At 70.2% G+C, this 12,449-nt stretch carries 11 protein-coding genes; 5 read left to right on the top strand and 6 right to left on the bottom strand.

The features are described 5' to 3' along the window. Window positions 1-217: 217 nt before the first annotated feature. From E1181_RS15310 to E1181_RS15285, 6 genes are all read right to left on the bottom strand, one after another. Window positions 218-1,873: an acyl-CoA synthetase gene (locus E1181_RS15310; RefSeq protein ID WP_132675325.1), complete on the bottom strand. Its 1,656-nt coding sequence runs from the start codon at window positions 1,871-1,873 to the stop codon at window positions 218-220. A gap of 13 nt (window positions 1,874-1,886) precedes the next feature. Then, window positions 1,887-3,104, bottom strand: coding sequence for a hypothetical protein (locus tag E1181_RS15305; RefSeq protein WP_132675323.1), 1,218 nt, complete (start codon window positions 3,102-3,104; stop codon window positions 1,887-1,889). A 115-nt stretch (window positions 3,105-3,219) separates the two neighbouring features. Then, window positions 3,220-4,023 (bottom strand): crotonase/enoyl-CoA hydratase family protein, encoded by an 804-nt coding sequence (locus tag E1181_RS15300; RefSeq protein WP_132675321.1) that lies wholly within the window; start codon window positions 4,021-4,023, stop codon window positions 3,220-3,222. Window positions 4,024-4,077: 54 nt separating this feature from the next. Then, entirely contained in the window at window positions 4,078-5,736 is a 1,659-nt protein-coding gene (gene kstD / locus E1181_RS15295) for a 3-oxosteroid 1-dehydrogenase (RefSeq protein ID WP_132675319.1), read from the bottom strand. A 449-nt stretch (window positions 5,737-6,185) separates the two neighbouring features. Then, a complete protein-coding gene (locus E1181_RS15290; protein WP_132675317.1) occupies window positions 6,186-7,214 on the bottom strand; it encodes a ferredoxin--NADP reductase in 1,029 nt (342 codons plus the stop codon). Between the two features lie 18 nt (window positions 7,215-7,232). Further along, complete coding sequence (locus tag E1181_RS15285; RefSeq protein WP_132675315.1) at window positions 7,233-7,862, bottom strand: PaaI family thioesterase; 630 nt, start codon at window positions 7,860-7,862, stop codon at window positions 7,233-7,235. 172 nt (window positions 7,863-8,034) lie between these two features. On the opposite strand from E1181_RS15285, the gene E1181_RS15280 reads away from it, so the two are divergent. The 5 genes from E1181_RS15280 (at window position 8,035) to E1181_RS15260 (ending at window position 12,398) form a co-directional block, all read left to right on the top strand. Then, window positions 8,035-9,498 carry an aldehyde dehydrogenase gene (locus E1181_RS15280; protein WP_132675313.1) on the top strand — a complete coding sequence of 488 codons (1,464 nt, stop codon included), beginning with the start codon at window positions 8,035-8,037 and terminating at the stop codon, window positions 9,496-9,498. 86 nt (window positions 9,499-9,584) lie between these two features. Next, window positions 9,585-10,337 (top strand): SDR family oxidoreductase, encoded by a 753-nt coding sequence (locus tag E1181_RS15275; RefSeq protein ID WP_132675311.1) that lies wholly within the window; start codon window positions 9,585-9,587, stop codon window positions 10,335-10,337. Continuing rightward, window positions 10,334-11,188: an NAD(P)-dependent oxidoreductase gene (locus E1181_RS15270; RefSeq protein ID WP_132675309.1), complete on the top strand. Its 855-nt coding sequence runs from the start codon at window positions 10,334-10,336 to the stop codon at window positions 11,186-11,188. The genes E1181_RS15275 and E1181_RS15270 overlap by 4 nt, the downstream gene beginning before the upstream one ends. Beyond that, entirely contained in the window at window positions 11,185-11,544 is a 360-nt protein-coding gene (locus E1181_RS15265) for a carboxymuconolactone decarboxylase family protein (protein WP_132675307.1), read from the top strand. Before E1181_RS15270 ends, E1181_RS15265 begins: the two co-directional genes overlap by 4 nt. Continuing rightward, complete coding sequence (locus E1181_RS15260) at window positions 11,541-12,398, top strand: LLM class F420-dependent oxidoreductase (RefSeq protein ID WP_132675305.1); 858 nt, start codon at window positions 11,541-11,543, stop codon at window positions 12,396-12,398. The genes E1181_RS15265 and E1181_RS15260 overlap by 4 nt, the downstream gene beginning before the upstream one ends. Window positions 12,399-12,449: the final 51 nt, after the last annotated feature.

Here is a 12,449-nt window from a genome sequence, read left to right as displayed (position 1 = left end):
CCACCCGGGTGACCCCCGAAACCCCGATGATCCCAACTTCACCCGAAATCCGAGCCCAAACCCCCGATTCAAACTTCGCGCGAAATTCGAACACAACGCCCTGAACAGGGCATACGCGCCCGCGCGTGGTGGGGATTCGAATTTCGCGCGAAATTGGAGTCGCGAAGTTCGCGTTCGAATTTCGCGCGAAGTTCGAATGGGTCGCCTGGTCGGGTGGTCAGGGGGTGGGAGCCGCGGTGGTGGCTTGTTGGCGGGCCCAGCGGTAGTCGGCTTTGCCGCTGGGGGAGCGTTGGATCTGGGGGACTCTGATGATGGCTTTGGGGAGCTTGTAGCGGGCCACGTGGTGGGCGGCTTCGGCGAGGAGGGCCTCGTCCGAGGCCTCGTGGTCCTCCAGGAGTTCCACGATGGCCACCACCTCGCTGCCCCAGCGCTCCGAGGGGCGTCCGGTGACGACGACGTCGGCGATGGCCGGGTGGGCGGCGATGGCGCGTTCGACCTCCTCGACGAAGATCTTCTCCCCGCCGGAGTTGATGGTGATGCTCTGCCGCCCGAGCAGCTGGATTCGCCTGTCCTCCAGGCGGATCGCCCGGTCCCCGGGGACGCTGAAACGCCGGCCGTCGATGACCGGGAACGTGCGGGCGGTCTTGTCGGCGTCGCCGAGGTAGCCCAGCGGAACCAGGCCGTGGCGGGCGAGCCAGCCCTGGCCCTCGCCGGGGGCGAGCTCGCGGGTGAGGTCGTCGTCGAGGACCGTGGTGTCGCCGTCCGGCGTGAAAACGCCGGTCTCGGTGCCGTTGCCGTCGGCGACCTGGCTCATCTGGATGCCGGTCTCCGACGATCCGACCGTGTCGACGAACAGCACGTTCGGCAGCTGCGCCTGCAACCGCGCGCGCACCGTCGGGGTCAGCGGAGCCCCGCCGTTCTGCACCGCGAACACGCCGGAGAGATCGTAGTCGCCGCGTTCCAGCTCGGCGACCATCGGCCGGGCCATCGCATCGCCGACGACCGGGACGCTGACCACCCGCTCCCGCTGCACGGTGCGCAGGACGTCCGGCCAGTCCAGGGTTCTCGCGTCGGAGGGCAGCACGATCGCACCGCCCTGGGTGATCATGTGGAAGGTCGACCACTGCGCGGCGCCGTGCATGAACGGCGCGGTCATGATCAGCCGCATACCGCCGCCGCCCTGCCTGGCAGCCTCGGCGATCTGCTCGTAGGAGCGGTAGGGCTCGGAGCTGCCGAACGGCGTGCCGCCCATGGCACCGACGTAGGCGTCGTGCTGCCGCCACATCACGCCCTTGGGCATCCCGGTGGTGCCACCGGTGTAGAGCAGGTACAGGTCGTCGCCGCAGGGCTCCGGCAGCACCTCGGGAGCCGGTGCGTCCACGATGGACTCGTACGGCACGGCGCCCGGGAGCAGCGGGTTCCCGCTGTCGTCGTCGACCTGGATCAGCAGGCGCACACCCGGTAACCGGTCCCGGATCTCGGCGACCTGCGGCGCGAACGCGGAGTGGAACACCAGCGCCTCGGCCCCGGCGTCCTGGAACAGGTACAGCAGTTCTTCGGCCACGTACCGGTAGTTGACGTTGAACGGCACCGCGCGGGCGCGCAGCGCGCCGATCAGCGCCTCCAAGTACACGTTGCCGTTGTGCAGGTAGAGGCCGACGTGGTGCTGCCCGGACTCGTGCCCGGGGAGCTGTTCGCGCGGGGTGTGGCAGCCGAAGCCCTGCCGGGTCAGGTAGTGCGCGACCCCGTCGACGCGCGCGTTGAGATCGGCGTAGCTGAACCGCTTCTCGCCCCAGACCAGCACCTCCTGGTCCGGGACCGCCTCGGCGACCGTCTGGAAGACCGCGGACAGGTTGAAGCTCGTTCCCGTCATCTGAAGCCGCTCCTCACCGAACAGGCATGATCGGAATGGACTTTCGGGGCTGGAAGGTGAAGTTCGACCCGGTGCTGATCCGGGTCACGGCCACCTCGTCGAACTCAGCGGCGGGTTCCTCGCCGCGGATGATGCGCGCGGTCCAGGAGTCCTCGGTGCCCTCGACCACCACGTCCAGCCGGGGGTCCACCGCGCGCACCACGGCCTGCAGCGGGGCGGTGGAACCGGGACCGCACAACGAGATCCACGCGCCGTCGGCGTGCGCGGGGCCGGGCCGCACGGTGATCGACTCGGAGTCCTGGGACGCCACGACGTAGTTCGCCGGGTTGAGCAGCGGATGCAGCTCCAGCACCCGCAGCGCGCCTTCGACGCCGCCGGGCAGGTCCAGGGCCCGGTGGATCCGCTCGGCGGCCAGCCCGGCGATGCCCACCAGCTGCTTGGTGCAGATCTCCCGCGGATCATCGGTCCGCCTCGCCACCGCGCGGACGAAACCGAGGTTGAGCAGGTGCATCTGCAGGCACACCTCGTCGGCCATGCGCACCAGGGCCGAGGTGCTGAAATCGGCGAAGTCCAGGTCGCTGAGCAGCGGCCCGGTGTAGTCACCGCGCCCGTCCTCGGCCGGGTCGATGGCCGACAGTTCCAGGTTCGCGGCCCGGGATTCCCGCAGCGCCAGGCAGTCCTGGCTGGGGGAGACCGGCGGGTGCGCGTCGTCGATGATCACCGTCCACGCGCAGTGCGGCCGCCGGTCGGCGGGTGTCCTGGGTGGCCGGTGCAGCGGCCGGACCTGGGCCTTCGGGTTGGTGGCCACGGCCGTGGCGTCGAAGGTGGGGTCTTCGATGTCGTGGCACATCGCGCGCACGTAGCGCTCGCCCATCGGCTCGACGTCCATCAGCGCACCGCAGTGGTCGAGCTGGAACTCGCCGTACCACGGGTCGTGCACGGTGTAGCGGAAGTCCATGAACTGCGGCGGAGCACCGATGTCGAGCTGGAGCCCCTTGAAGATGGTGACGACGTCGTCGCCGGAGTAGTCCAGCGCCCGCTGCATCCGGCGGGTGTAGATCGGGCTGGCCGCCATCCACTCCTCGATGGCGATGCGCGTCATCTCCTCGCGGCCGAACGACGAGATGCACCAGGCCATGGCCGATCGGTCGATCAACTGCCCGGCCAGCAGCAGTTCCGGCAGCAGCGCTGCCAGACGTGGTCGGGTCAGCGTTGCGTAGCGACTCTGCATACGTGCACCTCGCGCCAGTGCGGGGACGTTTGACTCTGCAACGACGGATGTCGCGAACCGGTGCTGCTGAACCGATCACGAGGGGCGTCCTGGATTTCAGACGCCCCTCGTCGGCTCACTTGCCCTGGAAGTCGGGCTTGCGCTTCTCCGCGAAGGCCTTCGGGCCTTCCTTGGCGTCCTCGCTCATGAAGACGCCGATGCCGTGCTGGGCTTCGATGGCGAAGGCCTCCTCCTCGGGGATCGCCTCGGTCTCCCGGATGGTGCGCAGGATCGCCTGCACGGCCAGCGGGCCGTTGGCGGTGATCATCTCGCCGAGTTCGAGCGCCTTGTCCAAAGCTGTTCCGTCCGGCACGACGTGGCCGATCAGCCCGAGCTCCTTGGCTTCGGGCGCCTTGATGTGGCGTCCGGTCAGCAGCAGGTCGGCGGCCACCGTGTAGGGGATCTGCCGGGTCAGCCGTACGGCCGAGCCGCCCAGCGGGAACAGGCCCCAGCGCGGTTCGGAGACGCCGAAGCGCGCGCTCTCACCGGCCACGCGGATGTCGGTGGCCTGCAGGATCTCGGTGCCGCCCGCGATGGCGGGCCCCTCCACCGCGGCGATGAGCGGCTTGGTCAGCCGGCGGCCCTTGAGCAGGCCCTCGATCTTGGCGGGGTTGAACGCGCCCTGCGCGTGCTGGTCGCCGGGGTGGTTGTTGCTCATGCTCTTGAGGTCGGCACCGGCGCAGAAGGCGCCGCCCGCACCCGTGAGCACGCAGGCCCGGATCGAGGGGTCGTCGTCGACCCGGTCCCACGCCTCGATCATGATCTTGATCATCTCGCCGGACAGCGCGTTCTTGGCGCTCGGGCGGTTCATGGTCACCACCAGCACGCCCCCGCGCTGCTCCACGAGGCAATGCGGCTGCTCGGTCTCCGTCGCGGTCATCCCGCCTCCTTACGGGGCAGTCCTCGCCGGAACTGCCCGTGCTTGTGCGTCCGGTCAGTTCTCGGCTTCGGCCACGAGGTCCAAGGCGGCCACGTAGCCGAAGGTCATGGCCGGGCCGATCGTCGCTCCGGCTCCTGCGTAGGTGGAGCCCATCACCGCCGCGCTCGCGTTGCCCGCGGCGTAGAGGCCGGGGATGGGCGAGCCGTCCTCCCGCAGCACCCGGGCGCGGGCGTCGGTGCGCAGCCCGCCCTTCGTGCCCAGGTCTCCGGGCACGATCTTGATCGCGTGGAACGGCTCGACCTCCAGCGGAGCCAGGCTCGGGTTGGGCAACCGGGGGTCGCCGTAGTACCGGTCGTAGGCGCTCTCACCGCGGCGGAAGTCCTCGTCGGTGCCCTTCTCCGCGAAGCCGTTGAACCGCTGCACGGTCGCGCGCAGCTGGTCGGCGGGCACCTCGATCTTGGCCGCCAGCTCGTCGAGGGTCCGCGCGGTGTGCACGATCCCGGCCTTGTACCAGCGACCGGGGAAGCGCTGGCGCGGCGGCAGTCCGGCGAAGGTGTAGTTGTTGCGGTAGCGCTGGTCGGCGACGAGCCACGACGGGATGTGCGACACCCCGGTCTCGTGCCCGCGGTACATCGCGTGCACCGCGTCGACGTACGGCGTCGCCTCGTTGACGTACCGCTGACCCGCGGCGTTGACCAGGATGCAGCCGGGCAGGTTGCGCTCGGACAGGCAGAAGTACGGGCCGCGGGGGAGCGGGATCGACGGGCCCCACCACGCGTCGTCCATCAGGTCCACGTCCGCGCCGAGCCGTTGACCGGCCTCGATGCCGTCGCCGGTGTTGGACTCGGCGCCCACGGTCCAGTCGGTGCCGATCGGCTCGCGCTGGAACTGCTTGCGCATCCGCTCGTTCTTCTCGAAACCGCCCGCCGCCATGATCACGCCGCACCGGGCGCGGACGAGCACCTCCTCGTCGCCGCGCTGCACGCGCACACCGGTGACCGCGCCCTCCTCGACGTGCAGTTCGGTCAGCGGGCTGTTGAGCCACACCGGCACGTCCGCGCGCAGCAGTCCGGCGCGCAGGCCGGCGGCCAGGGCCTGGCCCAGCGCGAGCAGCGGGCGCTTGGTGGCCAGCGAGACCACCCGGCGCAGGCCGACCTTGGCGGAGGTGAACATGCCGCGCGGGTGGCGGGCGATGAGGTTCATCCACTTGTACTCGGCCGCGGTGACCGTGATCCCGGCCGGCGCGGGCAGGTACGGGGGTTGCAGGTTGGCCAGCTCGTCGCCGAGCAGCTTGCCGTTGAACGGCTTGGGTTCCAGCGTGCGGCCCTCGGGGATGCCGCCGGGGGTCTCCGGGTAGTAGTCGGAGTAGCCGGGGATCCACTTCAGCTTCAGCGGGGTCCGGCGCAGCACCAGCGAGACCATGTCGGGACCGTGCGACAGCAGCGCTTCGCGCCGATCGGCGGCGATCTCGTCGCCGATCAGGTGCCGCAGGTAGGTCGCGGCCTTCTCCGGGCTGTCCCCGGATTTCGCGCGCTGCAGCACCTCGTTGTGCGGGGCCCAGACGGCGCCGCCGGAACGCGCGGTGGAGCCGCCGAAGTAGCGGTCCTTCTCCACGACCAGCACCGACAACCCCCGGTCCGCCGCGGTGAGCGCGGCGGTCATCCCGGCGGCGCCGGAGCCGACCACGACGACATCGAAGGTCGCTTCTGTCATGGCACCTCCATGTGGGCCTCGCGATACTGAAACAGGTTATAGTTTTGATGGCCCCGATGCTACGGTTCCGCGCGATTTCCGTCATCACAACGGCGGTGCGACAGTGAGAACTTGTTGCATGTACCTGGAGGCTGCGGAGGTCTGGGCAGTGGGACGAGGAGGTCGACGTCCTCGCCGGCGGCACCTCGCACCAGAAGGCGGCCGGGCGCAACGCCTCCGGCATCTGCTCGGAGTCCTGCGTCAGCGGCCTGTCCATCGCCGACTGCGTGTACTCCGGCCGCCGCGCGGGCCACTTCGCCGCCGCGAAGGCCTCCTGACGCGACGGGGGTGACCCGAATACTCCGGTAATCGGGTCCACGATTACGGCGGTAATCCGGGTTTCGGTCCCGGTCACCGCCGTAATGAGGTTGCGGGTTGCGGCGGTGACCGGGCCGCTCCGCACCCGATCGTCAGTCGTAGTCGACCTTGACCTTGGGGGTTCTCGGGAGGGACTGGCAGGCCAGGACGTAGCCCTCGTCGAGGTCTTCCTGCTCCAGGACCTGGTTGTTCACCATGGTGACCTCGCCTTCGGTCACCCGGCACTCGCACGCCGCGCAGATGCCCTCGGAGCAGGAGGACGGCGCCGGGAGCCCGTTCTCCTTGAGGAGGTCGAGCAGCCGCTTGTCGGCGGGCCAGGTGAACGTGTGGTCCTCGCCGTCGAGCGTCACCTCCACGACCGAGTCCTCCGGCTGGGTCTGCGCCTCGGCGGGCTCGGCCGGGGTCGCGGTGTCGAAGGGGTTTCCGGCCAGCGAGGCGAAGCGCTCCAGGTGGATGGCCGACTTCGGGAACCCGGCTTCGCGCAGCGCCTTCCGCGTGGCGTCCATGAACGGCTTCGGTCCGCAGATGAACGCGTCGTGCTCCGGGAACGCGCCGGCCAGCGACTGCAACGCGTCCTGATTCGGCAGCCCCTGCACGGATTCCAGCCAGTGCAGCACCAGCAGGCGTCCGGGGTGCGCGGCGGTGAGCTCGGTGAGCTCGCGGGCGAAGATGACCGACTTCTCGTCGCGGTTGGCGTAGACGAGCACGACCCGGCCGGTCCCGGTGGCCAGCGCCGACTTCAGGATCGACATGATCGGCGTGACGCCGCTGCCCGCCGCGAACAGCAGCAGGTCGTCCTCCAGCGACTTCGGGGTGAACACCCCGGCCGGTTCCAGCACGTCGATCTCGGTGCCCGCGGCGACGTTGTCGCAGATCCAGTTCGAGGCGTAGCCGTCTTCGGTGCGCTTGACCGTGACGGCCAGCCGTCCGTCGGTGACCGGTGAGCTCGACAAGGAGTAGGCGCGGGCCACCGAACCGCAGCGGTCGCTGGGGATCCGCAGCGTCAGGAACTGACCCGGCCGGTAGGGCAAGCGGGTGGTGTCGACGTCGAAGACCACTGAGCGGGCGTCGGCCGTCTCCTCGACGACCTCGGCCACCCGCAGCCGGTGGAACTCAGGCATCGCAAGTCTCCTCGCTGGTCAGTAGGTCACCAGGATCGCGCTGGCCTCGGCGGTGGTCTCGCCGTCGGCGACGATCTCGCCGGTGGCGAAGACCTTGCGGCCTTCCTTGCCGGTGAACCGGGCGTTGATGGTCAGCGGCACGCCGTGCGGGGTGCCGCGCCGGTAGTCCACGGTCAGCGACACCGTCATCGCCGGATGGCCCGCCACCGCCACCGCCCGGCCCACGGCGTGGTCGAGCAGCGAGGCCACCCAGCCGCCGTGCACGCGCCCGGGCGGTCCCTCGTAGGCCGCGCCGAGCAGCGCGGTCGAGGAAGTCGCCCCGGACTCGTCGATCTCCAAGCCCACCATGGGCGGCGCGAGCGGGTTGCCGGGGCCCTCGACCGGGTTGTGCACGCTGACCTGGTTGCCGTCCAGGTAGGACAGCAGCAGCGGCTCCTCGCGGGTGCGCTCGCGCAGCAGCTCGGTGGCCGCGGTGACGTGCTCGGCGGCGGCGCGCAGGTCCTCAGCTGCGACGTCGGTGTGCACGCCGGCCTCGACGAGCTCGCGGATCCGCGCGGCCAGCAGGGTCGTCTCGGCCGGGATCGCCGGGAGGACCGGGGCGTGTCCAGCCGCCGGTGGGGAGGTCGTGCCTGGTCTCTCGTCGGTCATCCGGTGGTCCCCTCGTGCGCCGTATATCTAGAACATGTTCTACGGCTCGATTATGCTGTGTCAACGGGAGCTTCGCAGGGAGGAGGAAACCGGTTCTATTGGGCGCGGACCTTGTGGGCCGGAAACGTGGACCTTAGTCTTGACACGTGTCTAGAAACCGGATGTGTTGCCGATGAGCGTCTGGACCGACAAGGCCTCGACCCTGCTGGTCGACGGCGAACCCGCCCCCGGATCAGGGGGGCGGTTCGACACCGCCAACCCCGCCACCGAAGAGGTGCTCGGCACCGCGGCCAACGCCACCGCCGCCGACATGGACCGCGCCATCGGCGCGGCGCGCAGGGCCTTCGACGAAACCGAGTGGTCGCGCGACCTCGACCTGCGCGTCCACTGCCTCGAACAGCTCAGCCGGTCCCTGCGTGAGCACGCCGACGAGCTGCGCGAACTCACCATCGCCGAGGTCGGAGCACCGCGCTTCCTCACCCACGGCGCCCAGCTCGACGCCCCGATCGCCGACGTCGCCCACTTCGCCGGCATCGCCGCCGGGTACGAGTGGACCCACGACCTCGGCGTCGCCGAACCGATGGGGATGCCCAGCAGGCGCTGGACCCGGCGCGAAGCCGTCGGTGTCGTCGGGGCGATCACGCCGTGGAACTTCCCGCACCAGATCAACCTCGCCAAGCTCGGACCTGCGCTGGCCGCCGGCAACACCGTGGTCCTCAAACCCGCGCCGGACACCCCGTGGTGCGCGGCCGCGGTCGGCGAGATCCTGCTGAACGAGACCGACATCCCGCCCGGCGTGGTCAACATCGTCACCTCCGACGACCACGCCCTCGGCGCGCAGCTGTCCTCCGACGACCGGGTCGACCTGGTGTCGTTCACCGGATCGACCGCCACCGGACGTGCCGTGATGGCCGCCGGTGCTCCCGGGATCAAGCGGACCTTCCTCGAACTCGGCGGGAAGTCGGCGTTCGTCGTGCTCGACGATGCCGACCTGGGCGCGGCCTGCGGACTCGCGGCCTTCACCGTCTGCACCCACGCCGGGCAGGGCTGCGCGCTGACCACGCGACTGCTCGTGCCCCGCGCCCACTACGACGAAGCGGTGGCGCTGACGGCCAAGGCGCTGCGCGGCGTCGGGGTCGGGGACCCCGACGATCCCGGAACCGTGTGCGGGCCGCTGATCTCCGCCCGCCAGCGCGACCGGGTGGAGAGCTACCTGGCACTCGCCGAGGAAGAAGGCGGCGAGTTCGCCTGCGGCGGTGGCCGGGCCGAGCGCGACCGCGGCTTCTTCGTCGAACCCACGCTGATCACCGGGCTGAGCAACGAATCCCGGGTGGCGCGCGAGGAGATCTTCGGCCCGGTGCTGGTGATCCTGCCGCACGACGGCGACGACGACGCCGTGCGCATCGCCAACGACTCGCCCTACGGGCTCTCCGGCGCGGTGCACGGCCAGGACCTGGAGCGGGCGCGCGGAGTGGCCGCGCGCATCCGCACCGGGACGGTCGGCATCAACGGCGGTGTCTGGTACGGCGCCGACGCCCCGTTCGGCGGCTACAAGCAGTCGGGCATCGGCCGCGAGATGGGCGTGGCCGGGTTCGAGGAGTACCTGGAGACGAAGCTGATCGCCGAACCGGCCTAGGCAGGCCAGGAGTCGTTCCCCTCGGGGGTCTCGGCCACCCGCACCGCCGAGCAGCGCGATTCCTCAACCATTCCCAGGAGGACGCAATGGGGCGTTTCGAAGGCAAGGTCGCGGTGGTCACCGGGGCCGCGCAAGGCATCGGTGAGGCCTACGCGCGAGCGCTGGCGGCCGAGGGCGCGAGCGTCGTGGTCGCCGACCTCAACACGACCTCCGGTGAGAAGGTCGCTCAGGAGATCAACGCCGAGGGCGGCACCGCCGCGTTCGTGGAGGTCGACGTCTCCTCACCGGAATCCACCGCCGCGATGGCGGCTTTCGCCGTCGAGCGGTTCGGCGGCATCGACCACCTGGTGAACAACGCCGCCATCTACGGCGGCATGAAGCTGGACCTGCTGTGCACGGTGGACTGGGACTACTACAAGAAGTTCCTGGGCGTGAACGTGGACGGCGCGCTGTTGTGCACCAGGGCCTGCCTGCCGCACATGCAGGAACGCGGCGGCGGTTCCATCGTCAATCAGTCCTCCACAGCCGCCTGGGTCTACTCCGGCTTCTACGGGCTGGCCAAGGTCGCGGTCAACGGGCTCACCCAGCAGCTCGCGCACGAGATCGGCGGCATGGGAGTGCGGATCAACGCCATCGCGCCCGGCCCGATCGACACCGAGGCCACCCGCGAGACCACCCCGCCGGAGATGGTCAAGGCGATCGTCAAGGGCATGGCGCTCAAGCGCATGGGGCAGCCCGAGGACCTGGTGGGGATGTGCCTGTTCCTGCTGTCGGAGGAAGCGGGCTGGGTCACCGGGCAGATCTTCAACGTCGACGGCGGGCAGGTGATCCGCTCGTGAGCGCGGTCGGATTCGTCGGGCTCGGACAGATCGGTGCTCCGATGGCCCGCAAGCTGCTGACCTGGCCGGACGGCCTCGTCGTCCACGACGTCCGCCCGGAGGTCGTCGCGACGTTCGTCGAAGGAGGTGCGCGGGGGGCCACCTCTCCGAAGGAGGTCGCCCGCCAGGCCGACGTCATCTCGGTGATGGTGCGCGACGACGCGCAGGTCGAGGAGGTGGTGTGCGGCCCGGACGGGCTGCTCGCCGGGGCCGCCGAGGGGACGGTCCTGGCCATCCACTCCACGATCGGCGAGGACACCGCGCCCCGGCTCGCGGAACTGGCCGCGCTGCACCGGGTGTCGGTGGTGGACGCGCCGGTCAGCGGCGGTGCTGTCGGTGCCGATCGGGCGGGCCTGGCCGTCATGGTCGGCGGCTCGGCGGACGCGTTCAAGCGCTGCGAAGCCGTTTTCGAGCACTGGGCCGGACTCGTCGTGCACGCCGGCGAGGTCGGCGCCGGAACCCGCTGCAAGCTGGCCCGCAACCTGGTGCACTTCGTGGCCTTCACCGCCGCCGCGGAGGCCCAGCGGCTCGCCGAAGCCGCCGGGATCGACCTGCGCGAGCTCGGCGAGATCGTCCGGCACACCGACGCCATCACCGGCGGGCCCGGAGCGATCATGCTGCGCGGCGACACCGCGCAGCTGGACCCCTCGGACAACTGGTACCCGATCTTGCGCAACGTCAGCGAACTCGGCGAGAAGGACCTCGCGCTGGCCCTGCGGCTCGGTGAGCGGCTCGGCGTCGAGCTGCCGCTGGGGGAGCGGGCGCTGCGCGACCTGGCGGCCGGACTCGGCGTGGCGAAGGAGGACGCATGAGCGACGAGCAGCGACAACGCGGCCTGGCCAAGATGGGCGAGGTCTACGGCTGGGAGGTCTCCGACGGGCCGGGTGACTTCTTCGCCGTCACCGTCGACCACCTCTTCGCCGAGATCTGGTCCCGGCCCGGGCTGAGCCTCCGCGATCGGCGGTTGCTGCTGCTGGGGGCGCTGGCCGCTCAGGGGCTCGACGACGTCGCCGACATCCAGGTGCGGGCGGCGCTGGGCAACGAGGAGCTGGACGCCGAGCAGCTGCGCGAGATCGGGTTGTTCATGACGCACTACGTCGGCTGGCCGCTGGGCACGAAGTTCACCATGCGCATCGAGAAGATCCTCGGCGAAAAGGACCGCTCATGAAGTACGGCATCGTGCAGTTCACCAGCGACCGCGGTCTCGCACCCGCGGTTGCCGCGAAAGCCGCTGAAGAGGCGGGTTTCGACTCCTTCTGGGTGCCCGAGCACACCCACATCCCGATCAAGCGCGAGGCCGCGCACCCGGGCACCGGCACCGGGGAACTCCCCGACGACCGCTACCTGCGAACCCTGGACCCGTGGGTGGCGCTGTCGATGGTCGCGGCGGTGACCTCGCGGATCCGGCTCGCCACCGCCGTGGCGCTGCCGGTGGAGCACGACCCGATCACCCTCGCCAAGACCATCGCCACGCTGGACCACCTCTCCGGCGGTCGGGTGAGCCTGGGAGCCGGGTTCGGCTGGAACATCGACGAGCTGACCCACCACGGCGTGCCCAAGGCCCAGCGCCGCACCGTGCTGCGCGAGTACCTGGAGGCCATGGAGCAGCTGTGGTCGGAGCAGGAAGCCGAATACCACGGTGAGCACGTCGATTTCGGTCCCAGCTGGGCCTGGCCGAAGCCGGTCCAGCAGCCGAGGCCGCCGGTCCTCATCGGTGCGGGCGGGACCGAGAGGACGTTCGGCTGGATCGCCCGCTCCGCCGACGGCTGGATCACCACCCCCACCGAGGGCGAGATCGACGACAAGGTCGCCCTCCTCCAGCGCACCTGGAAGGAAGCGGGCCGCGAGGGCGAGCCCCAGATCGTGGCGCTGTCGGGCAAGCCCGACTTCGACGCGCTGGCCCGCTGGGAAGAGCTCGGCGTCACCGAAGTCCTCTTCGGGTTCCCGGAGAAGGGCGAGCAGTGGATCGCGGAGTACTTCCACCGCCTCGCAACCAAGCTCAACATCACCCGACAGGACTAGGGTTTTCGAATTTCGCGCGAAATTCGAGTCCAGAACTTTCGACTCGAATTT

This window comes from Saccharopolyspora terrae (assembly GCF_004348435.1).
GTDB lineage: Bacteria > Actinomycetota > Actinomycetes > Mycobacteriales > Pseudonocardiaceae > Saccharopolyspora > Saccharopolyspora endophytica.
This window is presented reverse-complemented; position numbering and strand designations above follow the sequence as displayed.